14 protein-coding genes are annotated in these 25,282 nt (G+C 51.4%); 12 read left to right on the forward strand and 2 right to left on the reverse strand.

Annotated features, from left to right (window positions below; all coding sequences use genetic code 11):
• Position 1 precedes the first annotated feature (1 nt).
• The 3 genes from HGH92_RS25080 to HGH92_RS25090 all read left to right on the forward strand — a co-directional run bounded on the left by HGH92_RS25080 (position 2) and on the right by HGH92_RS25090 (position 2,766).
• Entirely contained in the window at positions 2–397 is a 396-nt protein-coding gene (locus tag HGH92_RS25080) for a ribonuclease inhibitor (RefSeq protein ID WP_168873556.1), read from the forward strand.
• Between the two features lie 137 nt (positions 398–534).
• Positions 535–2,070: an alpha-N-arabinofuranosidase gene (locus HGH92_RS25085; RefSeq protein WP_168873557.1), complete on the forward strand. Its 1,536-nt coding sequence runs from the start codon at positions 535–537 to the stop codon at positions 2,068–2,070.
• Between the two features lie 207 nt (positions 2,071–2,277).
• Positions 2,278–2,766: a hypothetical protein gene (locus tag HGH92_RS25090; protein WP_168873558.1), complete on the forward strand. Its 489-nt coding sequence runs from the start codon at positions 2,278–2,280 to the stop codon at positions 2,764–2,766.
• 40 nt (positions 2,767–2,806) lie between these two features.
• Here the strand turns inward: HGH92_RS25090 and HGH92_RS25095 are convergent, their stop codons facing one another.
• Entirely contained in the window at positions 2,807–3,718 is a 912-nt protein-coding gene (locus HGH92_RS25095) for a sugar phosphate isomerase/epimerase family protein (RefSeq protein ID WP_211092743.1), read from the reverse strand.
• Between the two features lie 188 nt (positions 3,719–3,906).
• Between HGH92_RS25095 and HGH92_RS25100 the strand changes: the two genes are divergently transcribed.
• From HGH92_RS25100 to HGH92_RS25115, 4 genes are read left to right on the forward strand one after another with little or no spacing between them, the layout of a single operon-like run.
• Positions 3,907–6,762 (forward strand): TIM-barrel domain-containing protein, encoded by a 2,856-nt coding sequence (locus HGH92_RS25100; protein ID WP_168873559.1) that lies wholly within the window; start codon positions 3,907–3,909, stop codon positions 6,760–6,762.
• Positions 6,763–6,805: 43 nt separating this feature from the next.
• Complete coding sequence (locus tag HGH92_RS25105) at positions 6,806–9,931, forward strand: SusC/RagA family TonB-linked outer membrane protein (RefSeq protein ID WP_168873560.1); 3,126 nt, start codon at positions 6,806–6,808, stop codon at positions 9,929–9,931.
• A gap of 18 nt (positions 9,932–9,949) precedes the next feature.
• Entirely contained in the window at positions 9,950–11,542 is a 1,593-nt protein-coding gene (locus tag HGH92_RS25110) for a RagB/SusD family nutrient uptake outer membrane protein (RefSeq protein WP_168873561.1), read from the forward strand.
• 19 nt (positions 11,543–11,561) lie between these two features.
• On the forward strand, positions 11,562–12,416 hold the full coding sequence (locus HGH92_RS25115) for a hypothetical protein (protein WP_168873562.1): 855 nt from the start codon (positions 11,562–11,564) through the stop codon (positions 12,414–12,416).
• A gap of 148 nt (positions 12,417–12,564) precedes the next feature.
• On the opposite strand, the gene HGH92_RS25120 is transcribed toward HGH92_RS25115, so the two are convergent.
• Positions 12,565–16,650: a two-component regulator propeller domain-containing protein gene (locus HGH92_RS25120; RefSeq protein ID WP_168873563.1), complete on the reverse strand. Its 4,086-nt coding sequence runs from the start codon at positions 16,648–16,650 to the stop codon at positions 12,565–12,567.
• Positions 16,651–17,073: 423 nt separating this feature from the next.
• Here HGH92_RS25120 and HGH92_RS25125 point away from each other — a divergent pair, with 423 nt between their 5' ends.
• The 5 genes from HGH92_RS25125 to HGH92_RS25145 all read left to right on the forward strand — a co-directional run bounded on the left by HGH92_RS25125 (position 17,074) and on the right by HGH92_RS25145 (position 25,281).
• Entirely contained in the window at positions 17,074–17,664 is a 591-nt protein-coding gene (locus HGH92_RS25125) for an RNA polymerase sigma factor (protein ID WP_168873564.1), read from the forward strand.
• A 125-nt stretch (positions 17,665–17,789) separates the two neighbouring features.
• The gene (locus HGH92_RS25130; protein ID WP_168873565.1) at positions 17,790–18,824 is read left to right on the forward strand and encodes a FecR family protein; all 1,035 of its coding nucleotides are present in this window, start codon (positions 17,790–17,792) and stop codon (positions 18,822–18,824) included.
• A gap of 4 nt (positions 18,825–18,828) precedes the next feature.
• On the forward strand, positions 18,829–22,410 hold the full coding sequence (locus tag HGH92_RS25135) for a SusC/RagA family TonB-linked outer membrane protein (protein ID WP_168873566.1): 3,582 nt from the start codon (positions 18,829–18,831) through the stop codon (positions 22,408–22,410).
• A 20-nt stretch (positions 22,411–22,430) separates the two neighbouring features.
• Complete coding sequence (locus HGH92_RS25140; RefSeq protein ID WP_168873567.1) at positions 22,431–23,795, forward strand: RagB/SusD family nutrient uptake outer membrane protein; 1,365 nt, start codon at positions 22,431–22,433, stop codon at positions 23,793–23,795.
• A gap of 1 nt (position 23,796) precedes the next feature.
• The gene (locus tag HGH92_RS25145; RefSeq protein ID WP_168873568.1) at positions 23,797–25,281 is read left to right on the forward strand and encodes a TlpA disulfide reductase family protein; all 1,485 of its coding nucleotides are present in this window, start codon (positions 23,797–23,799) and stop codon (positions 25,279–25,281) included.
• The last annotated feature ends 1 nt before the right edge of the window (position 25,282 follow it).

Below are 25,282 nucleotides of genomic sequence, written 5' to 3' on the forward strand. Positions count from 1 at the left end.
TATGCAGCAAAAACAATTCGTCATCGAAGGCAGCCGGATCAATGATATACCTGATTTCTATGCGGAAATAAACCGTTTGTTCATGACCGGTGAGGACTGGCAGCTGGGCGGCAGCCTGGACGGCTTCAATGATTTACTGCATGGTGGTTTTGGCGCCCTCGATGGTGACGGGCCTGTTACGCTTGTCTGGAAAGATATGGCGCACAGCCGGGCGGCATTGGGCATTGCCACGACCAGGAAATATTACGAAGGGAAGTTGTCGCCGGAGTCGCCTTACAATAAAACGTATTTTCAGGAGAAGCTGGCAGAACTGAATAGCGGCAGGGGGCAGACTTACTTTGATATACTGATGGAGATCATTGCAGATCATCCTAATATTACGGTGGTGGCCCGGTAGCCGGTATTACAGGGCCTGTGACGCTGATTGCCCGAGGTTTTTTCTTCCTGTCATTCCGCTGAAAAAAAATAATTGTAAAATTGACAAATATTTTATTTCTTTGAAGCACTTTAAAAGAATCGCTATAATTCCACGTTATGCAAACAACCTATCGTCATCGCTTTATTACCGGCATCTTCTGTCTGTTGGCATGTTCGCAGGCATTACGGGCGCAGAATAAAGTCACCTTTCATCCTGACGCGCCAACACAGACGATCAACCGCAATATTTACGGACATTTTGCTGAGCATTTAGGAAACTGTATCTATGGAGGATTTTATGTGGGGGACACCTCCCGCATCCCCCATGTCAATGGGGTCAGGAAAGATATTATTGCTGCTTTAAAAACCCTGAAAATCCCCAATCTGCGCTGGCCGGGAGGCTGTTTCGCAGACACCTATCACTGGAAAGACGGCATCGGGCCAAAGGACAAGCGGCCCACGATCGTGAATACCTGGTGGGGCGGTGTCACTGAAAACAACAGTTTCGGCACGCACGATTTTCTGAACATGTGCGAGGAGCTGGGCGCAGAGCCTTACCTGGCAGGCAACGTAGGCAGCGGCACCGTGCAGGAGCTGGCCGACTGGGTGCAGTATGTCAATTTCCCGGGAAAGAGCCCGATGTCGGACCTGCGGCAGCAAAATGGCCGGCAGCAGCCGTGGAAAGTCCGCTACTGGGGCGTTGGCAACGAAGCCTGGGGCTGCGGCGGAAACATGCGGCCTGAATATTATGCGGACGTTTACCGCAAATACGCCACCTTCATGAGCGGCAACACTTTTAAAATAGCGTCAGGCGCCAATTCCAACGATTATAACTGGACAGAGGTGCTGATGAAAAATATTCCGCTGCACATGCTGGACGGACTGGCATTGCACCATTATTCCATTATCGACTGGGGCAAAAAGGGAGACGCTGTTAATTTTACGGAAGAACAGTATTTCCAGACCATGCGCAGCACCTGTATGATGGATACGCTGGTGCGCAAGCATTCTGCCATCATGGACAAATACGACCCGAAGAAAAAAGTGGCGCTGGTAGTAGACGAGTGGGGCGGCTGGTATAACGTGCAGGAGGGTACGAACCCGGGCTTCCTCTTTCAGCAAAACACCATGCGCGACGCCATGATCGCCGGCGTGACGCTCAATATCTTCAACAATCATTCCGACAGGGTGCGCATGGCCAACCTCGCACAAACGATAAATGTGCTGCAGGCGGTTATCTTAACCAAAGGAGAGCAACTGGTGCTGACGCCTACCTATCACGTCATGGAGATGTACAACGTACACCAGGATGCCACGCTGGTACCGGTGGAAGTGCAAAGTAACAGCTATACCTACAAAGGCGAACAACTGCCGGCGGTCACTGCTTCTGCTTCCAAAGACAAGTCCGGCGCAACGCATATCTCACTGGTGAACATCGACCCTGCCAAAGCCCAGGAGATCACCGTACAGACAGGCACGGCCTACCGTACTATTTCCGGCCGTATCCTCGCCTCGGCCAAATTGCAGGATTACAACAGTTTCACACAGCCTGATAAGATTAAACCAACGGCATTTAAAGATGCGGTATTGAAAAATAACACGCTGTCAGTAAAGTTACCTCCGTTTTCCGTGGTAGTACTGGAGCTTAAATAGATTTTTACTTTTGTGTCCCGATGTTAATTTTATACCGGATACGCTGCTGATTAATTCAGCAGCGGTCCGGTAACTTATTTCCACGTTATGCCGATATCCCCGAAACGATTGCACCGCCTCTCCGGTATTATCTTAGCCTCATTTCTGTTGTTGCATATCACTAATCATCTGTTCGCATTGGGCGGGCCGCAGTGCCATATCACGGTCATGAATATACTAAGATATGTTTACCGGTTTTGGCCGGTGGAGCTGTTATTGTTGTTGTGCGTGGGGTTTCAGGTGGTCAGCGGGCTGGGTCTCGTTATGAAGAAAGGATTTGTACGGCAACCCTGGTATGTGGTGGCCCAGGTACTGAGCGGGCTGTATCTGTCTTTTTTTCTGATCTATCATGTACAGGCAGTGCTGCGCGGGCGTTTCCAATGGAAGATGAACACCGGCTTCTACTTTGCGGCCGGCGTGGCAAACCACTACCCGGAGAAATTATTTTTCATTCCGTATTATACGCTGTCCCTGGTGGCTGTTTTCACCCATATCGCTGCGGTACATTACCTGAAAAGGATGGAACAATGGCAATTAAAGCCGGAAGATCATCTCAAACGCAGGTATAAAAACGAGACGATCGGTATTTGTATCGCCGGAGGGTTGGTCACTTTCCTGATCATGATCTCCCTGTGCGGCGTCTTGTACGCCATTTAAAGCGCGTTTCCGGTAAGAATATACCGGAAACGCTGCTTCATTACAGGAATTTGCTGAGTTTACGCTTGAAAAACGCCGCGCTCTCCGCGATGCTGTCCATAGCGTTGCCGGTGCGGAAATTACCGCCCTGCTCCAGGAAATAGTATTGCAGCCCGGCGGTACGGTAGTCCGGCAGTATTTTCGTATAGTCGATGGTGCCGTTGCCCAACTCCGTATAGTCCCGCGTCTTACGGTCTATATCTTTAATATGCCACATGACAAAACGCCCGGGTTGTTCCCGGAAGTAATCCGCCGGCTGTTTTTTGGAGTTGCGTACCACCCAGTAAAGGTCGATCTGTAGTTTTACCAGGTTAGGGTCTGTTTCCTTCATGATAATCTGGTAGCCGTTTTCCCCTCCGTGATCGATAAACTCAAAATCGTGGTTATGATAGGCGAAACCCAGGCCGGCTTTTTTTACCCGTTCCCCGATGAGGTTCAGTTTTGATGCCAGCAGTTTGAATTTATCGATGCCCCTGTCTTCAGGGGCCAGCCAGGGCCAGGTGATGTACTTCTGGTCCAGCTGCCTGGCGCCTTCAATACATTGGTCCACATAGGCCAGCAAGTCTGCCTCAGGCGCGTTCAGGTATTTGAACAGGTCATAGTGCCCGCTGGTGGTGGTTAACCCCAGGTCTTTCAGCAACGTCCGGAAGTCTTTGGCGCGTAAGCCATAATATCCTACCTGCGAAGGGTCAAAACCATAGGTCTCTAAATCCTGGTATCCCATTTTCGCTACGCTTTTAAGGGTACCGGTAACGTCTTTTTCCATCGCATCGCGGATGGTGTACAGTTGTAGTCCCATTTTAAAACGTGGAGGGGCGAGCGCGGCCCGGCTGGGGGTGGAGAACAGCGCCGCCATCACAGCGGTGCCGAATTGCGCCAGGAAGCGGCGCCGGTTGATTGTGTCAAAGTTCATAGATAATAAATCAGGGTTTATTAAAAATACATTCCAATAACTGTATGTGGATGAATTTATTTTCAGGAAGCATGAAAATGAGTCCGTTGCAACATTTATTACCCCAAAACGCAACATCTGCCACCCCTCATATTCCCCCACATTAGCCAACTTTACAGCATTGTTCCACGCAAGATTTTTACCACGTTATGAAAAGGACGATAACTGTCGCCTGGCTTTTGCTTATGCTTGTTTACCACGTTTCGATGGCAGGCACGCCGTTTTATTTACAAACCAAAGATGGGGTCACCATATATACCGATCCCTCTTTTACAGGAACTTCCAACACCGTCCGGCTATATGTCATTAGCGATGATATCATCAGGGTAGTGGCCGCACCGGGAAAAGAACTGTCACCCGCGCCGAGCCTGATGACAGTGGACACCAAAAGACCGGTTCCCCAATGGAAGCTGACAGCTTCCGGTGAAACAGTCAGCCTGAAAACCAAAAACCTGACGGCAGTAGTGCAGCTGAAGACCGGCGCCGTCTCTTTCCTGGATGCCAAAGGTAAAAAAATACTGATGGAGAAACCTGCCGGTGGCAGGACTTTTCAGCCCGCTATATTTGATGGCCGTTCATATTACCAGCTGACCCAACAGTTCGAGGGCACGGATGATGACGCCTGGTATGGCCTGGGACAACACCAGGACGGGGTATATAATTATAAAGGCCAGCAGGTCTCTTTTTTCCAGAACAACACCGAGGTGGCCATCCCTTTCCTCGTCTCCCCTAAAAATTATGGTATCCTGTGGGACAACTACTCGCTCACTACCGCAGGAGATATACGTCCGCTGCACCCGCTGTCCGACTTACAGCTTTTCTCCAAAAACGGGGAAGAAGGATGGCTCACGGCCGCTTATGCCAATGACGCCCGTAAGCCGCAAGAGGTAGTTGCTACCAGGGCGGAATCAGCTATTAATATGGAGTTTTTGGGAGATTCAAAAGTCGTGCTTCCGCAAGGGTTCACACCGGCCACCGGGGTGGCCTCATGGGAAGGTAGTGTGGCCAGTCACCTTTCCGGGCTGCATCAACTGCGGTTTACCTTCGGTGGCACGCTCAAAGTATGGCTCAACGGAAAACTGGTGCTGGACCATTGGCGCAAAGCCTGGAACCCGGCCCCGGCGCTGGTGCCTGTTCATCTTGAAAAAGGGGTGAAGGTGCCGGTAAAAATTGAATGGACGCCCGAAAGCCCGGAATCTTATCTGTCGCTGAAGTGGCAGGCACCGCTGAGCAAGGAAGAACAGCGCTGCGTTGGTTTCGCTTCGGAAGCCGGTCATCAGGTAGATTATTATTTCGTGCACGGTGCCAATATGGACGAAGTGATCGCCGGTTACCGCACACTCACCGGTAAAGCGCCGATCATGCCCAAATGGGCGATGGGCTTCTGGCAAAGCCGGGAACGCTACAAAACACAGGAGGAGATACTGACCACGGTGGACCAGTTCCGCAAAAAAAACATCCCGCTGGACAATATTGTGCTGGACTGGAGCTACTGGAAAGAAGCCGCCTGGGGAAGCCAGGAGTTTGACGCGGCCAGGTTCCCGTCACCTGACAGTATGATCGATGTATTGCACAAAAAATACCATACACAGATCATGATATCGGTATGGCCCAAGTTTTATAAAGATATCCCCGCTTACCGGGAGTTTGAAAAAAAAGGATGGCTCTATAAAAGAAATATAGCCGATGAACAACGGGACTGGATCGCTCAGGGTTACGTCTCTACGTTTTACGATGCTTTTAATGCGGATGCCCGTAAAGGTTTCTGGGACCTGATCAACGAAAAGCTGTATGCCAAAGGTATTGATGCCTGGTGGATGGATGCCAGCGAGCCGGATATCCTGTCCAATGTAAGCCCGGCTAAACGCAAACTGCAGATGACGCCCACCGCGCTGGGCCCCGCAGCGGAATACCTGAACGCCTATCCGCTGCAAAATGCCAAAGGTATTTATGAAGGGCAACGGCAGACAGACCCTGATAAAAGGGTGTTCCTGCTGACCCGCTCCGGCTTCGGCGGCTCGCAGCGCTATGCCGCTGCCATCTGGAGCGGTGATATCGGCGCCACCTGGCGCGATATGAAAACACAGATCGCCGCTGGTATCAACTTCTCGCTGTCCGGCCTGCCTTACTGGACCATGGACATCGGCGGTTTCGTAGTGCCGGCGAAATTTGAAAAGCCGGACGCGGAAAGCCTGGAAGAATGGCGGGAGCTGAACACCCGCTGGACACAGTTCGGCGCCTTTGTACCGCTGTTCCGTACACACGGCCAGTTCCCCTACCGGGAAATTTTTAACGTCGCACCGGAAGACCATCCCGCCTACGAAAGTTTCCTGTACTACGATAAGCTCCGTTACCGGTTGCTGCCTTACAGCTATTCACTCGCCGGCGCAGCGTACCACAACGACTATACGATAATGCGCGGACTGGTCATGGACTTTGCCGGCGACACCGCCGTGCAGAACATCGGCGACCAGTTCATGTTCGGGCCTTCCTTGCTGGTGAACCCTGTTTACCAGTACAAACAACGCAACAGGGAAGTGTACCTGCCTGCGGGACAAGGCTGGTACGACCTGTACACCGGCGTCCGGAATGCCGGCGGAAAAAGGATCACCGCCGATGCGCCCTATGGCCGTATGCCGCTCTATGCAAAAGAAGGGGCCATTATTCCGATAGGGCCGGAACTGCAATACACGTCCGAAAAACCGGCAGACACCATTACGCTGTACGTCTATGCCGGTAAGAACGGCACTTTCCGCCTGTACGAAGATGACGGCAGTTCCTACAACTACGAGAAAGGACAGTATACCATTATCCCGATCGACTACAATGAAAGCACCCGGCAACTCACTATCGGCGAGCGTAAAGGGGCATTCAGCGGCATGTTGCAACAGCGCACTTTCCGGATCGTCCGGGTGAGCGCAACGGCGCCCAAACCGCTGGACCCTGGAGGGAAAGCCGATCAGGAAGTCCGTTACGAAGGGAAAAAATTGACGATCAGCATATAAGCAACGGTTTTATCTACTACCAAAATCCAAACGCCAGACTATTATGAAAAAAGCTCAAAAAAATACAGGACAGTTATTGCTGTATGCATGGCTGACTGTCATATTACTGATAAGCCATTCCGTTATCGCGCAAACGCACATGGTAACGGGCCGGGTCACTTCCGGCAAAACAGCTGCGTCAGTAGTGGGCGCTTCCGTAACCCTGAAAGGGACCACCAAAGGTGCTGTTACGGACAACAGCGGTTTCTTTAAAATTGAAGCCGCTCCCGGCGCCGTACTGGTGGTGACTTCTGTTGGTTATGTGCCACAGGAGGTAAAAGTGACCGGCACAGAAATGAACCTGCAACTACAGGAGTCCGTCGTTCAGATCGAAGACCTCGTAGTAATCGGTTACGGCGTGCAAAAGAAGAAACTTGTCACCGGCGCCAATCTGCAGGTGAGGGGCGATGATCTTCAAAAACAGAATACCACCAACGCCTTACAGGCTTTACAGGGACAGGCGCCGGGCGTACAGCTTACCAGCTATTCCGGTCAGCCCGGTTCAGCCATGAACGTGGTCATCCGCGGTAAAGGCACCGTGGGCAATTTTGCGCCCCTGTATATTGTTGATGGCGTACAGACCAGCGATATCACCTACCTCAATCCCGCTGATATCGCCTCCATCGATGTGCTGAAAGACGCCGCTTCGGCAGCGATCTACGGTTCACAGGCGGCCAACGGCGTTATCCTCGTGACTACACGCACCGGCAAAGCCAATCAGAAAGCGCAGGTGACGCTGGATGTTTTCTATGGCCTGCAAAACGTGGCCCGCAAAGCGAAACTGCTCAACGCAAAAGAATATGCGGTGATCATGAATGAAGCGGCGGTCAACTCCGGCAAGGCGCCGTATTTCACCAACGACGTGATCAACAACCTGTCAGCCGGTACCAACTGGATGGACGAGATGTTTAAAAGCAACGTGCCTACCCAGAACTATGTGCTTGGCGTACAGGGCGGCAGCGCCGCTTCCGTATATTCGATGTCGTTAGGATACACCAGCCAGGGCGGTATCGTGGGAGGCGCCGGTATCTCCAACCTCGAACGTTACACCTTCCGTATTAATTCGGAGCATAAATTATATAAAGACATCATCAAAGCAGGGGAGCACCTGACGTTCAACTATCAGAACACCTATGGTATCGGCGTAGGCAACCAGTATAACAACTCGCTGCGCGCGGCCTTTACCACCAGCCCCTTCCTGCCGATGTATGACAGCGACGGCAATTTCTTCGCCGCAGATAAAACCGGCTGGTACCCCGGAAAGCCTGACCGGGCCTGGAACAACGGCGAGTCCAATCCCTATGCGGTGATGTACTATTCCAACCAGAGCCGCAACAGCAGCCAGGGCCTCTTCGGTGATGTATACCTTCAGGCGGAACCCATCAAAGGGCTGAAGTTCCGCTCCAGCCTGGGACTGAACTACTACGCCAACCAAAGCCATGGCTTCACGCCGGTGTATCATCTCTCTATCTATTCGTTCAACGATACCTCCAGGGTGACACAGTCCATGGGCAGCGGTCAGACCATCCAGTTTGATAACTCCCTGAGCTATGATTTTACGCTTGGCAACGACCACAGCTTCAGCGTGATGGCAGGTACTTCGGCGCTGAAAGCCACCGGTGTCAGCATGACGGGCAACAACCGCGACCTGCGCATCGCTGACATCTGGCATGCCTATCTTTCCGTGGCGCAAAACGTGACCAGAGGCGCGCCGTACATGAGCCTGAGCGGCGGCCCGTTCACCAACTCACTGGCGTCTTACTTCGGCAGGTTACAGTATAACTACAAAGAGAAATATCTCCTGAACATGACCTTCCGTGCTGACGGTTCCTCCCGTTTTGCGCCGGACCACCGCTGGGGGTATTTCCCCTCCGTGTCTGCCGGTTGGGTAGTCAACAAAGAAGGATTTATGGAAGATGTGCACTGGCTGGACTTCTTCAAGCTGCGCGCTACCTGGGGCCAGGTGGGCAACCAGAACGTAGCGGCTTATCAGTACCTGTCACCCATTGCTTTCAATAATGCATCTTATATCTTCGGACCAACGGAAGGCGTCAATACACAAGGCGCTTATCCCAGCCGGCTGGCCAATCCCAATGTGAAATGGGAGACATCGGAACAGACCAACATCGGCTTCGATGCATCACTGATGAAAAACCTCAGCGTTACGTTCGACTACTATATCAAAAAGACCAAGGACTGGCTGATCAGCGCGCCGATACTGGCCACTGCCGGCGCTGACGCACCGCTGATCAACGGCGGTGACGTAAGCAACACCGGTGTGGAACTGGCGCTTTCCTATCAGAACAGCATAGGGCACTCGTTCCATTATACAGTGGGTGTCAACGGCGCCTACAACAAAAACAAAATCGGTAACATCCCTACGAACGATCATATCATCCACGGCAATACCAATACGCTGTATGAAAATGCGCTCGAGTTTTACAGAGCGGCCAACGGACTGCCTATCGGATATTTCTGGGGACTGAAAACCGCAGGCATCTTCCAGACAGAAGCGGAAGTGAACGACTACAAAGGCAAAGCCGGCAAACCTATCCAGCCGGATGCCAAACCCGGTGATGTACGTTTCGTGGACCTCAACGGCGACGGCGTTATCGACGCCAATGACAAGACCATGATCGGCGACCCGAACCCGCACTTCACTTTTGGCTTTAACATAGCATTGGACTATAAAGGCTTCGACTTCCTCGTACAGGCTTCCGGCGTGTCAGGCAATAAAATCGTACAGTCATGGCGCAACCAGTCCAGCGCGCTGGGCAACTATTCCACGGCCATTCTCGACCGCTGGCACGGTCCCGGTTCGTCCAACACTATGCCGAGGGTGACGGAAGACAACCGCAACTGGACACAGTTCTCCGACCTGTACATCCATGACGGCAGCTTCCTGCGTATTAACACCATCACGCTGGGATATGATTTCTCCAAAATGATATCACGCAACTACACCGGGAAACTGCGTATATACGCTTCCGTACTGAACGCCTTCACCTTTACCAAATACAACGGTATGGACCCTGAAATTGGCTACAATGAAGGATTCTCCACCGGTGTGGACATCGGTTATTACCCAAGGCCCAGGACCGTTATGATAGGCGCTAATCTTCGCTTCTAACCAAAATCAACCTGAAAGATGAAAAAGCTACGCATATATACACTGCTCTTCGCGCTGGCATCACTGGCCGCCTGCAGCAAAAGCTTCCTTGACACAGAAGATGTGACGACCGCCACAGAGCAGAACTTTTATAAGACGCCCAACGATGCGTTTAAGGCGCTGGTAGGCGTATACGACGGACTGCAGACCGTATGGAACGGCGGCGTATCACTGCCGATAGCATCGGAAATATTGTCTGATAACGCTTTTGGCGGCACAGGCAATGCCGACGGATTCGGTTACCAGATGATCGACGAGTTTGACAAGCTCCGTTCTCCTTCCGATCAAAGTTTGTACGGCGACAACTGGAGCGCCTACTATAAAGCCATCTACCGGGCCAATATGCTGCTCACGCACCTGGACCAGGTGGAATGGAAAGGCAGCGAAAACCTGCGCCCGGTATATGAATCCGAAACAAGGTTCATCCGCGCTTATCTTTATTTTGATATGGTGAGACTGTGGGGAAATATCCCGCTGCTGGCCAAACCTACCACCGACAATCTGCCGCAGGCCAGTCCGGACAGCGTGTATAAACTCATTACGGACGACCTGGTGTTTGCGGCCAATAATCTCCCTGCCGTGAATTATTCCAGCCAGCCTGTCGCCACCCATGGAAGGGTGACAAAATGGGCGGCAGAAGCCCTGTTAGGCCGTGTGTATCTGTATTATACCGGTTATTATGGCAAGACAGACCTCGTGGGCACAGTATCCAAACAACAGGCGTTGTCCTATCTCGAAGACGTGGTGACCAACGGCGGGTTCGGGCTCGTGGAAAAATTCGGGAACCTGTGGCCGGCTGCGTCGCTCGATGACTATGTGGGAGAAGACAACAAAGAAACAGTGTTTGCCATTAAATACACTTATACCAGCGATTACAACGGTAACGCTGACGGTAACTACTGGATGGTAATGAATGGAATGCGCGGTCAGAGCGTTTTTCCCTATGGCATGGGATGGGGCGGCAGCCCTGTCGCGCCCCGGCTTTGGAATGCCTATGCGGCCAATGATACCAGGAGGAAAGCCACGATCATATCCATCGCAGATGAAGGGCTGGCTTTTACCAATAGTAAAGATCAGCGTGAGTATACCGGCTATTATATGAAGAAATACACGCCGTTGGTAGATAATGCGGGCAACAGCCTCGCTGTGAAAATGGGCGGTACCAACTTTATGATCGGGCAGTACCAGGACTACGTGTCTATCCGTTATGCCGACGTGTTGCTGATGGCCGCGGAACTGGGCTCTCCCAATGCGCAGTTGTATTTTGACAATGTGCGCAAACGCGCTTTCGGCGATAGTTTTGTACAGCTGCCGGTCAGCAAGGATAATATCATGAACGAAAGAAGATTGGAATTTGCCGGAGAAGGTATCCGTTACTGGGACCTGCTGCGCCAGGGCATTGCCACGGCAGCCGCTGCCATCGCGGAAACCACCACGGTGAAAAACGGTGATGTAAGCACGCCCAAGACGATACAGGCTGGTAAAATCACTGAAACACAAGGACTGTCACAAATTCCCTATTCCCAGGTGACCCTGTCTAATGGCGTACTGAAACAGAACGCCGGCTGGTGATCATCCAAAAAACACTTTTATGCATAAGCCTCTATACCTGAAAGCGGCGTTATTGCTGCTGTTGATATCAATATCCTGTAAAAAGAAAGAATACAGCCTGCCGGCATTGCCTGATAAAGCGGCGGTCAATATGGAAGTGAAACAGGACCTTACCGTTGATCCGGGCGGCAACACGTTGTACCTGATCAACCATACCAGTGAAATCATCCCGGTATGGGATTATGGCACCGGCAGGTCCAGCCGCCAGACAGACACTGTTCACTTTGCCTTCAAAGGTGATTATGTGGTCCGGCGGTCTGCGCTCACCGGCGGCGGTATGGTGCAACTGGATGCTGTCACTATCCATGTGACCGCCGACAACCTGAACTACGTCAATGATCCGATGTGGAATGCATTGACCGGCGGTGTGGGGCAGGAGAGAACATGGGTGCTGGATATCAAGGCCACCGTGTTTGACGGCCCGCTCTTTTTCTACGGTACTGACAACGGCTGGGGAGGCGATTGTATGAAAACCGGCGGCGACTGCTGGTCATGGGCGCCTAAATACGCAGACAATGCCTGGCTGATGCCGGCCGGCGATTATGGTACCATGACGTTTAGCCTGAAGGGTGGTCCTTTCGTGAAAGTGGTACATACCCAGGTGCCTTCCAGGGGCACTGAAAGCGGAACTTTTTACCTGGACGTCAATACCAAAAAGCTCACGATGACGGATGCCACGCCTATCCACGATGCCGGCCGCGACGCCTGCGTGAGCGCATGGGGTAACATCCGGTTAATTTCACTGTCTGAAAAGTCCATGCAGCTGGGTGTCATACGTACCTCGTGCGACGGGCCCGCGCTCATGGTGTACAATTACGTTGCGCAACAACCATAATGCTGTTGACGGGTGTTTTGAGATGATTGAATTTCGTTTGCCCGTAAACGTTGATATGATATTTTGTATAAACCCCTATTTGCAGGCAGCGGTCATTTTTATGGCCGCTGTTTCCTTTTTAGTAAGATAGATAACGCAGCCACTACGATCAACTGTCTGTCTCTTTTTTACTGACAGCATATTGCGATGGTAATACCTTAAACTCTTCCTTAAAGAACTTTGAGAACTGTTTGGGATTATTGAATCCCACCTTATAGGCAATCTCGGCGACGGTCATGCCGCTTTTTTCCAGCAGCTGCGCCGCGCGCTTCAGCCGGATGGAACGGATGAACTCCAGCGGGGATTTGCCGGTAAGCGCCAGTATTTTGCGGTACAGCGTTACCCGGTTCATATGCATGGCCGCACTGAAGTCTTCTACAGAAAAATCCGGGTTGTCCATTTGTTTTTCGATCACGTCCAGGGTGTTCTGTAAAAAGGTTTCATCTACTGAGGTGACGGTTATTTCTGCCGGGTTTACTTCAATCTGTTTCTGGAATCTTTTCTGTAATAGCTTCTGCTGGGCCAGCAGGTTTTTAATTCTGGAGTCCAGTATTTCAAAGGTAAAGGGCTTGGTGATATAATCGTTGGCGCCGGCTGAAAATGCCTGTAGCTGCCGGCCTTCATCGCCTACGGCGGTGAGCAGCACTACAGGGATATGCGCTGTACCGGTTTCCGTTCTGATTTTTTTGACAAGATCGATACCATCTGATAAAGGCATCATGATATCACTGACCACCAGGTCAGGGTTGCATTGTTTTACTTTCTCCCAGCCTTCCAGTCCGTTCGTGGCTTCTTCAATATGATACTGTCCTCTGAGGTTGTCTTTCAGGTAGAAGCGCAGGTCTTCGTTGTCTTCCACTACCAGGATGGTTTTCATTTTGCCGTTCTTCCGCATTTCTTCCGAGAGCATTTGTGCGGCATCTTCTTCTGTTACCAGTGGGGTAGTGCTGCGAATGCTCTGGTCATTCATTTTCCTGGCGGGAATCCGTACTGTAAAACAGGTGCCTTTGCCTGGTGTGCTTTTTACGGAGATCATGCCCTGGTGGAGTTTGACGAACTCCCGGGTGATGGCCAGTCCTATCCCTGTGCCCTGGTTGGCCATATCTGCCGGCACTTCTGTCTGAAAGAAACGTTCAAAGATTTTCTGTTGCTGGTTGTCGGCAATGCCGATGCCGGTATCTTCCACTTCTATCACCAGCATGGCTTCGTTTTCGTTGCCGGATGGATCATACGCCAGGCGAAGGTCTACAGCGCCGCCGTCCGGCGTGTATTTGAAAGCGTTAGACAGCAGGTTGAACAGGATCTTTTCAATTTTGTCTTTATCAAAATAAATCCCGAGACTGTCGATAGCGGAAGAGAAATTAAAGGTGATTTTCTTCTTTTCGGCGATGTCCGTAAAGGACCGGCTGATATCGTGGATAAACTGTACAATGTCGCCCATGGCCAGGTGCAGCCGGATGGCCTGTACTTCCATTTTCCTGAAGTCCAGCAGCTGGTTGACGAGGTTCAGCAGCCTTTTGGCATTGCGGAGCACCAGTCCCAGTTGTTTTTGCTGGCCTTCATCAGGCGTGTTTTTGATGATGGTGTCCAGAGGAGAAATGATCAGGCTGAGCGGTGTGCGTAACTCGTGGCTTACGTTGGTGAAGAATTTTGTTTTGACCTGTTCTATCGCATGGGCCCTTTCGGCTTCGCGGCGCTGCTGTTCCACTTCGTACCGCATGTGTATCCTGTCCAGTGTAATGCGGCGGGCCAGTAACAGCAGGCCCGCGGCTGACAGCAGGTATATCACAAAGGCGAAGGGCGTTCGCCAGAAAGGCGGTTCCACATGGATGTTCAATGATATGGGCTCGCTCCAGGAGCCGTCGCTGTTGAGCGCTTTGACTTTAAAAGTATAGTGTCCCGGGTCCAGGTTGGTGTAGGTGGCTTTGCGTTGATCACCGTCTGCATAGAGCCAGTCGGTATTAAACCCTTCCAGCGTGTAGGCGTACCGGTAGTGTGACTTGTGGCCGTAGTCCAGCGACGCGAATTCGATGGAAAAAACGTTTTCGCTGTATTTTAGATCAATGCCGGGGAGCTTAGACAGGGACTGTTCCAGCACCACGCGGCCATTGACGGTTTCTCCCGGTTTGATGGTGTTGTTCAGTATCTGCAGGCCGGTGAAGATCAGTTTGGCATGACTGGCCGGTTTTTGCGTCTGGCCGGTGTTGATGATATTGAAACCGGAAGGACCGCCGAAAACCAGTTCACCGGTGCTGGTTTTGAGTGCGGCATTGTCATTGAATTCCCGGTTCTGCAGGTTGTTGGATTCGTCATAACCGGCGATGGACAGTGTGATGCAGTTGCCTTTCTGGTGTGGCATGGCGCTGCAAAGGCCGCTGGGCGTGGAAAGCCAGAACCTTTGATGGTTGTCTTCCAGTACATTGAGGATGATATTGTCGGGGAATCCATCGGCCATGGTGAACAGCTCAAAGTCGCCGGTCTTCTCATTGAACAGGTTCAATCCTTCATGGGTGCCTATCCATATTCTGCCTTTGCTGTCTTCCTGGAAACAGAGCACGTTATTGCTGCTCAGGCTTTTCTTGCCGGTACCCTGGCGGTAGGTGGTGATTTGTTTCCTGTCGCGGGAAAAGACCATGATGCCATAGGTGGTGCCGGTCCATAAATTGCCGTTGCGGTCTTCCATCAGGGCGGAGATGTAGTTGGACGATTGGTTGCCGGTCTTTTCCCGGTAGAAGTGCGTAAAGCGGCCCGTCTTCCTGTCGAGCAGGTCCAGCCCCGATCCCCAGGTGCCGACCCACAGGTTGTGGTGTCTGTCTTCATAAATTTCCCATACTTTATCATCAGCAAGGGAAGTGGCGTCCTGGTCACTATGGCGGTAGCGGGTGAATTTTTTACCATCGAAGCTGTTGAGCCCTCCGAAGTAGGTGCCTATCCAGAGTACGTTCTGATGGTCGAGCCACATGCTGACGATCACATTATTGCTGATGCTGTTAGGGTTGGCGGGATCGTGGAGGTATTGCCGGAAGGTATTGTTTTTTCTGTCGAAGTAAATCAGTCCGCCGCCGTTGGTGCCTATCCAGAGGTTACCTAGTTTGTCTTCCACGAAGCGGTTCACATCATCATAGGGAAGGCTTCTGCTGTCTGAGTCCTGGTGGTGGTAGTACGGGAACCGCAGGATATTGCTGTTCAGATAGTTCACCCCTTGTTTATAGGTGCCCAGCCAGAGGATGCCGTTGTTGTCTTTATACAGTGCGTTAATGCTGTTCTGGCTCAGGCTCTGCGGGTTTTTTGGGTCGTTGAGCAGGTAGCTGGTATGAAAGCCGTTCTTTTTGTCAATTAACGCTACTCCGCCATGGTCGGTGGCTATCCATATGGTACCGTTGTTGTCCTGCACGATCTGGCTGACAAGGCTGGATTGCAGACGGGAGGGAGCGGAGTTTTCATTAAACGGTTTCACGGAATTGTCCTGCGGATGATAAAGAAAGGCGCCCCCGGAGAAGCTCCACAGCCATATATCGCCGTCGCTGTCGATAAACAGGCTGGCGGGATTGTGTCCCTGGGCCTGTTGTTGCACGGCGGTGCTGGTGAGGACAGTTTTACCGGAAGTGATGTCATACGCCAGTAGAACGCCGTTCTGGCGTAGTGCCCACAGTTTGCCGTCGGCTGATTCCTGCACGGCAATGATCTTCTCACCGGGGCCGGTTGTCATTTTTTTCGCCTGTTTGCCCGCATATAGCCATAAATCGCCGTTCTCATACAGGAACCAGTATCTTCCTTTAGGTCCTTTGGTGATGTTGGAGACAGTGCCTTCGGGAAACCCTAAAGATTTCAGATAGGCGTTGTGGTTAGTATTGAAACATTCCCTGTAAATGTCATAAACAGCGGGCCCGCCTTTGGTGGCCACCCATATTTTTTCATCCGGAAGTTCATACAGGGAAAGCACGTAGTTGTCTGTCAGCGAGGTGCTGTCGTTCTGCCGGTGGCGTAGTGCCTTACAGGTATAACCGTCATACCGGTTCAGCCCCGACACGGTGCCAAACCAGAGATAACCTGCGGTGTCCTTCAGGATGGCTGTTACCTGGTTATGGGACAAACCGGAATAAATGTCCAGTTTGGAAAAGTTGTAGGGGGCCGTCTGTGTGAAAGCCTGAAAAGGTAGCGCCAACATGGCCATCAAAAGGAAAACGCGCATCATAACGTGTTGAACTTGGAATTTATGGTCGCAGCATAGGAACGCTATTGTGATATCCCGGCTTCTAAAATAAAATGCAGCGGCGACAGTTAATATTGACTAAAACTCTGCTAAAACGTATCCCCGGCTCAAAGCGGCCGACTGCCTGTAAATTAAAAATAATTGTAAAAAAGACAAATAATTTTTTTAAATTATCCGTTGACTGCTTCTCAGGTGCAATGTTATGAAGAAAAATAACGCCATCAAAAAAGAAGCTATTGCCGGTTAGGCAAACAAACTGCCTGACTTACATATGTGCCTGATTTGTTAAGTGTGTTGCGTATTGGTGGCGGTAAATAATTGTCAGTTCCGGTTGCTGTGGAATATTTGAAATGTAAAACATTTTCAGCAACTTCGCACCGTTGCCAACCGAATTAGCTAAACGTCATGCAGGATGAAAGAGATATATGGGATGCTTTTCGTTCAGGAGATGAATCCTCCCTGCAGGCGGTCTTTGATAAATATTATGCTCCGCTTTTTAACTATGGGCACCGGTTTACCGCAGACGATCATCTGATTGAAGATGCATTGCAGGAGCTGTTTGTGAAGCTCTGGAAAAACCGTGAAAGCATCCGGGAAACAGGTTCGGTGAAGAACTACCTGTACAAGGCTTTCCGGCGCGTGCTGCTTCGTATGCTGGAGGCGCAGCAACGGAAATATACCTTCTCGGTGCCGGACGACTGGCCCGAATTACCGCAGGAACTGGCTTATGAGCATACGATGATCAGCCGTGAACGGCTGGAGAAAATAAGCAGGGACCTGGCCACGGCGCTGGGCAAAATGACACCGCGCCAACGGGAAATCATCCACCTGCGTTATTATGAAGAAATGGAATACGAGGAAATAGCTGTACTCATGCAGCTTTCCGTGTCCAGTACCTATAAATTGGTTTACAAAGCCATTGATACGCTTCGGCAATACCTGTCCAAAACTGATCTCCTTATTTTGTCTGCTGTTATTGCATTGAAAAAAATCTAATACAGCATTCCTTTTCTCTATTGTTATTGAATGATATTCATTTTTGTGCCCTTTATATTGATTTTTTTAATTTCTTCCGGGAGGAAGGGATAAAATTTAAAAGTGTCGTGTATCTATAAACAGGTATGGAAAAACAGGACAGGAACTATGCACGGTATACCACTGCTTCTTTTTTTGAAGACGATGAGTTTACACGTCATGTATTGAAGTGGGACGAGAACGCAAAGACCTGGTGGGAGGAGTTGTCCGCACAGTATCCGGACAAAAGGGCTTCCATGGAAGAGGCGCGTGCCTGGATACTGCTACTGAACAATCAGCAGGCGTATACGCCCGCTACAGGCCAGTCGCGGCTTTGGAGCAACATCAGCGGGGAAATAGCGGTCTATGAACAACGCCGCCAACGCTACTACCGGCCTTTGAAGCTGATATTCAGATGGACGGCCGCCGCGGCCGCAGTGGTGATGTCCATGCTGTTTATCAGGGAGCTGTCTTCACATGGTGAGAAATCCTACCGTACTGTATTTGGCAATCATCAGCAGGTATTATTGCCGGACGAGTCCATCGTTACGCTGAATGGTAATTCCTCTATCCATTATGCCCGCTCCTGGAAGACGGACAAGCCGAGGGAAATATGGCTCAATGGGGAAGCCTATTTTGAAGTCAGGCATGTGGCCATCAAAAACCGCCTGCAGCAATCGGATTCGTTTCATGTGCACGTGAGCGATCTGTCACTGACGGTACTGGGCACTAAGTTCAACGTCCGCAACCGCCGCGGCCATACCGAAATATCCCTGCTGGAAGGCAGCCTCCGGATAGAGAAAGCCGGTGTATTTATCAAAGTGCTCCGGCCGGGAGAGGCTTTTGCCTATGACAGCAGCAAACAACAGCTGACGGCCATGGACAGAAAGCCGCAGGCCAACAAAGCCTGGACTGTCAACGAACTGGACCTGGACGGTTATTCCCTCCGGGAAATCATTGACCTGCTGGAAGACAACTACGGGTATGAAATTATACTCGAAGGTCCGCCGGAGCTGGCACAAAAACGGCTGTCAGGCACGGTGCCGGCCAACAGCGCGGAAGACATCCTTTTTGTGGTCCGTAAAATATTTAACCTGAAAATCAGAAGAGAAGCCAATCATTTAATTATCAGCCAAAATTAGTTACATGTACAGACGATTGTTATTTGTCATGTGTTGCCTCTGTGTAACACTGCCGGGGAAACTATTTGCACAACAGCAGATAAAGCTGAAAGCTGCCCTGGACGAAGTGAAGGCCGTGTACGGCACCCGCTTTTCCTATGAAGAACATCTGCTGGACAATATCCTCGTCAGCCTGAAAAAGCCGCTGACAAAGAAAGAGCCGGTGGAAGCGGTACTGAAGGAACTGCTCTACAATAAAGGATTTATTTTCCTCTACGTACAAGAAAATTATTATACCATCATCCGCGACACCCGGCCGGCCAAAAGCCAGGACGCCATGCCCATGGCGAACGATGCGGCGCCGCTCAAAACGGAACAGGATTATGTGCAAACCATCACGGGCACGGTAACGGATAAAGACGGCCGTCCGCTCATAGGGGTGACCGTCATCCCGGAGGGGTATGCCATTCGCTTCGGCAGCATCACCAGCAGCGACGGCAGATATGCCCTGCGCCTGCATCAGAAGACCAATGCCATCGTCTTTACCTTCATGGGCATGACGCCGCTGAAAGTGGAGGTGGGCGATAAGACAGTGATCAACGCGCAACTGGAAACCGATGTGCGCCAGCTACAGGAAGTCAATGTCATGTCCACCGGTTACCAGGCGCTGCCCAAAGAAAGGGCCACCGGCGCTTTTGAACAGATCACCAGCAAACAGCTTAAAACAGTGCCGGCGGTGAGCCTGATGGAACGTCTCGAAGGCGTGGCGCCCGGCGTACGCTTCGATGTACGCAACAATAAAATTTCCATCCGGGGCGTCAATACCCTCCAGCCTTCAGATGGCAGCACGCCGCTGATTGTCATCGACGGATTTCCGGCCGTTGACCAGGACCTGGAAACCAGGGGCGCCATCAACGGCGCCAGCGGCAGCTCTGTATTAAGCAGGTATAATCCCGAAGACATTGAATCGATCACAATCCTCAAAGATGCCGCCGCTACCTCCATCTGGGGAGCCAAAGCCGCCAACGGCGTGATTGTGATCACTACCAAAAAAGGGAAGAAAAATTCCTCCCAGCTGAACTTCAGCACCAATCTGAGCCTGTCCAATCCTGTCGATATGAAAAAACTCAACCGCATGAACACGGCGGATTACATCGACCTCGAGAAAGAGATGAAAGGCCTCGGCTTCTTTTCCGACCCGGCCAAATGGGACAACAGCTGGATGACCTTTAACCAGAACCAGCCTGTCAGCGAAGCGTTGGAGTGGATGTTTAAAGTAGACAGGGGCACGGCCACTGCCAGTCAGCGCGACTCCGCCCTGTCTGCCCTCAGCCAGAAGGATAACCGCGGGCAGATCCGCGACCTGCTGTTGCAACGGGCCGTATCGCAACAGTATAACCTGTCTTTCTCCGGTGGAGGACAACACAGCACCTATTATATTTCTACCAACTATACGAAAGATGTGCCTGTGTTCCGCAGCAACAAAGGCGAGAGCTACTTTGTGACCGCCAATCTCAGTAATGAATTGTTCAATAACCGTGTGACCATCAACACCGGCATCAATTATAACTTTGCCAACACCGTTTCCAACATGGCGGCCCTAAACGCCATCGGAAACGGGCGTTTGGCATTACGCCCTTATGAAATGCTGGCAGATGCTTCCGGCAATCCTATCGCCCGGTCCATCGATTTCCGGGATGAAGTGGCAGCAGACTTTCTCAGCAAAGGGTACCTGCCATGGACCTATAGCCCGCTGCAGGAGCTTAACTACGGCAATACCACTGCTAAAGCCAATCGTTATCGCCTTAATACAGACATCACCACCAAAATCACCGACTGGATGAACGTCAGCGTGGCAGGCAGTCTGCAACGCAACCTGACGGAAACGATCAACCTTAGTGAGCTGAACAGCTACGACAGCAGGGTGCTGATCAATACCGCCACCACGGTGGGGCCAAACGGCAAACTGGTGTACGGCGTGCCTTACGGAGGAAAAATGATCAGCACCAACCGGACGGATATCAGCTACGGCCTTCGCGGACAGGTAAACGTGAATAAAACACTGACGCCTTTTTTAACGCTGAATGCGCTCGCCGGCACGGAAATCCGGGAAAGCAAATACACTGGTTATCAACAAACCCGCTTCGGGTTTGACCAGGACACCTATGCCTCCGCATCCTGGAACCCTAACGTGAGCTATACAACGGTGATGGGATGGTCTTCCACCCTTGGTTTCTCCGATGGAAGCATCAACAGGGGCATCAACAGGTTCCTGTCTTACTATGGCAACGGCGCTTTGTCTGTGATGAACAACCGCTACGTTATCTCCGGAAGCCTGCGTTTCGACGATTTTTCCCTGGCCGGCGCTTCCCGCAGCCAGCGTGCAAGGCCGTTGTGGAGCACCGGTGTTAAATGGAACGTTACTTCAGAAGACTTTATGAAATCCCGGGACTGGCTCAATAACCTCGACGTGCGCATCACCTATGGTACCGGTGGCGCCGTGCCCACCAGCGCAAGTAATGCCGCACTGCTGAACCTGATGGGACTTGACCCGAACACCAGGGAACCTTATGGCAGCGTACAGGCGCCGGCTAATAACAAAATAGGCTGGGAGCTCACAAAGACGTGGAACTTCGGCGTGGACCTCGATTTGTTGAACAACCGGCTGCATCTTAGCGCTGACGCCTATACGAAAAAGACCAGTGATATTTTATGGCAGTTCCCCATCAACAGCACCTACGGCTGGACCAGCCTGTATTATAATGCCGCCAGCATGAAAGGGCATGGTTATGATATCGGCGTAAGAGGCGATATCTTCAAAGGCCGTGACTTTGGCTGGAGCAGTACTTTCAATTTCTCCTACAATACCAACGTGGTCACGGATGCCCGCTTCACACCACCTACCAGCAGCATGGCCGTTGGCAGCAGCACGCCCATTGAAGGAATGCCGCGCGACTTCCTGTATGCCTATCGCTGGGCAGGACTGGATGACAAAGGCCGTTCGCAGGTATATACCGCCGACGGAAAAATCGTGAACGCAGATATGCCCAATAATGCTATCTCCGCTAAAGACCTCGTGTACATGGGCCGTACCACGCCGCCTTATTTTGGCGGGCTGTTCAACGATTTCAGGTACAAATCGTTTACGTTCGGCGTTCGCATTACCTATGAAATGGGCCATGTGTTCCGCAGGCTGTCTATTCAAAACTATCCCGACTATCAAACCAATAATTACATCGGACTGATTGGCACACAGCAGGACCTGGCGCTTCGCTGGCGCAAACCCGGCGATGAGCAGTTCACCAATGTTCCGGGCCTGGTGAACGTGTCCACCAACAGCAGCAACCGTTATAAAATGTCGGACCTGCTGGTGGAAAGCGCCAGCCACGTCCGCCTGCAACAAATATCGCTGGGATACCAGGTGCCTTCCGCTTTGTTGACGCGCATGGCGGTAAAGTCAGTGGGCGTGAACTTCTCTGTACGTAACCTGGGGCTTATCTGGAAAAATAACAAGTCCGGTGTAGATCCCAGCTACGCCATGAGCACCAACTATACCAACCTGCCGCCTGCACGCAGCTATTTCATCAGCCTGAACGCATCTTTCTAATACCGGAAAAATTGATTGACATGAACATGAAACATATATGCATTCCACTACTGGCATTAACGATGGGAACAACTTCCTGCCGTAAGTACGTGGAAGTGAAACAACCTAACCAGCGGGAGTTCATCTACGTGGCCGACTATCAGCGGCTGCTGAACAACGTAGGCCTGTTTGAAACGTCTGTCAGCCTGCCAACGTTGTCTGCCGATGATATCGACCTGGGCGCCAATGCCAGCCTGGAAAGACTGTTGACCAATGAGCTGAAAAATATTTATACCTGGGCGGCAGACTATTATACCTCAGACCAGAGCGATGCCGGCTGGGACCAGCTGTATAACCAGATTTATGTCTGCAACCAGATCACTGCCAACGTCATGACAAGCGATGGCCCCGACGTGCAGAAACGCAGCGCTTACGCCGAAGCACAGGCGCAACGGGCCGCTGCGTACCTCTCGCTGGTCAATCTGTACGCGAGGGTATATAACGCCTCCACGGCTGCCACCGATCCGGGGTTGCCGCTGTTGCTAAAACCGGATCTGTTTGTGCCGCTGAACCGGGCTTCTGTTAAACAGGTGTACGACCAGATCATCCAGGATATCACACAGGCGTTGCCGTTATTGCCGGACGTACCGTCCAATAACCTGCATCCGGGCAAAGCTGCCGGTTACGGGCTGCTGGCCAGAACTTATCTGTATATGCAACGGTACAACGAAGCGGCCGACAATGCCGCCAAAGCGCTTGGCCTGCAAAGCACCCTGCTGGACCTGAACGACTACGCCACCGGCGGAAAAAAATATCCCCGCCGGCTGGACAATCCCGAAGTGGTCCTGAACAAAAAATCAATCAAAGCCGGGAATATCAATTTACCGTTAAGCACGGAGCTGTTAAATAAGTTCACACCAGACGACCTGCGTTATTCCCTGTTTACCAGGAACGGCAGCACCTTTCAGCCAGCCTTTGCCGGCCGTGGTTCCTACCGCGACCAGCTTTTTGCCAACGATGGGATATTGTCCGGATTATCTGTGCCGGAAATGATGCTGACAGCCGCTGAAGGGCTGGCGCGTGGCGGCAAGACAAGCGACGCTATGACGCTGGTCAACAATCTCAGGATGAAACGTTTTGCACCCGCAGCTTTCGTGGCGCTGACCGCATCTTCCGCTGCCGACGCATTGCGTATAGTCCTTGACGAAAGAAGGCGGGAACTGTTTGGCACCGGGCTTCGCTGGTTTGACCAGCGGCGGCTGAGCGTGGAAGCAGGCATGGCCGAAACGGAAACGCGTGTATTCGCCGGCGTTACTTACACGCTGCAACCCGGCGACCGTTATGTATACCCAATCCCGCCAAAAAATATTGAGTTAAACCCTGAGCTTACACAAAATCAACGTTAACATGAGAAAAAAAGATATGAAAAGAAAAACCGGCCTGTTAGGTGTCAGCCTGCTTTTTTGTGGCATGGCCGTAATGGCGCAAAGCCAGGAGCAATACCGGAATGCTGATCCGAAAGAACTGATCAAAAGAACAGACCTGACGGAACAACAGTTGTCAGATATTCAGCGGTACTACCAGTTCAGTCTGAAGGATATTAAAAAAGGGGAGGAGCTGCAGCAGCTGCTGTTACAAAAATATCCCAAAGGCGAGGCCGCACGGCTGGTAGCCTATCATAAGGTTACTGCCACCAAAACACTGGCGGACCTGACTGCCGCGTCAGAAAGTTTTTTGAAGGCTTTCCCCTATGAAGAGTGGAAAAAGGCCCCCAACAGGCAGGAGTTTATCTACTACAGTGTTCACAGGGGCCTGGGCACTGCGTATATGGATACCCGTCAGTTTGATAAACTGGTGACATTCTGTACACCGCTGAACTTCAAAACGGAAAATGAAATATACCGCTGGAACGTTATGCGGGCATTTGTTTTCAAAACAGTTGGATATGATACACTGAGCAGGATCTCGACACCCGTCATCAATGAGCTGATCAAAAAAGTGGGCGACCGGTCTTATGAAGAGGCCGGCGTTTTTAACCGGGAACAGGCTGCGGCCAATGCCAGTGAGCAGCTGGACAATCAGTTGGGTACTCATATCTCCCTATTGTATGCACGTAAACAATATGCTGCAGCAAAGGACTATTTCAGGTACCTGTCTGCCAAAGGCGCCTATGCCAATGCGGACCTGAACAGCATACATCTCAGCATTATGCAGCAAACAGGCGATCAGCAGGCCATGCTGCCTTTCCTGGAAAACTGCACCAAAGCCAATGCCATGACGGCCGGTATGATGGACACCCTTAAAACCCTCTTTACGGCGAACAATAAAACGCCGGGCGCTTTTGACAGCTACCTGGCTTCCCTGAAGTCCGGTAAAGACAAGGATGAACTGGAAGCTACCGTAAAGTCACATATGACCCATCAGGAATATGTGCCTTTTGCGCTGGAAGATGCTGATGGAAACACCGTCAGGTCCAGCGAATGGGGCGATAAAATTGTAGTACTGGATTTCTGGGCCACCTGGTGCAAACCCTGTATCAGCGCGTTTCCGGGTATGCAGATGCTGGTAGACAAATATGCGGCCGATCCGCAGGTTGCTGTGTATATGGTGGGCACTATGCAAAATGGCGATTACAAGGCGAAGTCCGTAGGCTATGTTAAAAAAGAAGGCTTCCGGTTTCATTTGTTACACGATGCTGTCAATAAAAAGACAGGTGAACAGGATGCTGTATTTAAAACGTTTGTGCCTTTCTTCCAGTCTTCCGCTATTCCGAGAAAAGTGATTTTAAAAGATGGGGTGATGCGTTATACGGCCGAAGGATATTCCGGCAGCCCCAGTAAGCTGGCAGATGAACTGAGCTATGCCATTGAATTATTAAAAGCTGAAAAATAGA

It is taken from the genome of Chitinophaga varians (assembly GCF_012641275.1).
GTDB lineage: Bacteria > Bacteroidota > Bacteroidia > Chitinophagales > Chitinophagaceae > Chitinophaga > Chitinophaga varians_A.

Bases quoted from the DNA above. Each gene is read 5' to 3' on its own strand.
- HGH92_RS25080 (WP_168873556.1), top strand. From the start codon at position 2: ATGCAGCAAAAACAATTCGTCATCGAAGGCAGCCGGATCAATGATATA.
- HGH92_RS25085 (WP_168873557.1), top strand. From the start codon at position 535: ATGCAAACAACCTATCGTCATCGCTTTATTACCGGCATCTTCTGTCTG.
- HGH92_RS25090 (WP_168873558.1), top strand. From the start codon at position 2,278: ATGAATATACTAAGATATGTTTACCGGTTTTGGCCGGTGGAGCTGTTA.
- HGH92_RS25095 (WP_211092743.1), bottom strand. From the start codon at position 3,718: ATGAACTTTGACACAATCAACCGGCGCCGCTTCCTGGCGCAATTCGGC.
- HGH92_RS25100 (WP_168873559.1), top strand. From the start codon at position 3,907: ATGAAAAGGACGATAACTGTCGCCTGGCTTTTGCTTATGCTTGTTTAC.
- HGH92_RS25105 (WP_168873560.1), top strand. From the start codon at position 6,806: ATGAAAAAAGCTCAAAAAAATACAGGACAGTTATTGCTGTATGCATGG.
- HGH92_RS25110 (WP_168873561.1), top strand. From the start codon at position 9,950: ATGAAAAAGCTACGCATATATACACTGCTCTTCGCGCTGGCATCACTG.
- HGH92_RS25115 (WP_168873562.1), top strand. From the start codon at position 11,562: ATGCATAAGCCTCTATACCTGAAAGCGGCGTTATTGCTGCTGTTGATA.
- HGH92_RS25120 (WP_168873563.1), bottom strand. From the start codon at position 16,650: ATGATGCGCGTTTTCCTTTTGATGGCCATGTTGGCGCTACCTTTTCAG.
- HGH92_RS25125 (WP_168873564.1), top strand. From the start codon at position 17,074: ATGCAGGATGAAAGAGATATATGGGATGCTTTTCGTTCAGGAGATGAA.
- HGH92_RS25130 (WP_168873565.1), top strand. From the start codon at position 17,790: ATGGAAAAACAGGACAGGAACTATGCACGGTATACCACTGCTTCTTTT.
- HGH92_RS25135 (WP_168873566.1), top strand. From the start codon at position 18,829: ATGTACAGACGATTGTTATTTGTCATGTGTTGCCTCTGTGTAACACTG.
- HGH92_RS25140 (WP_168873567.1), top strand. From the start codon at position 22,431: ATGAACATGAAACATATATGCATTCCACTACTGGCATTAACGATGGGA.
- HGH92_RS25145 (WP_168873568.1), top strand. From the start codon at position 23,797: ATGAGAAAAAAAGATATGAAAAGAAAAACCGGCCTGTTAGGTGTCAGC.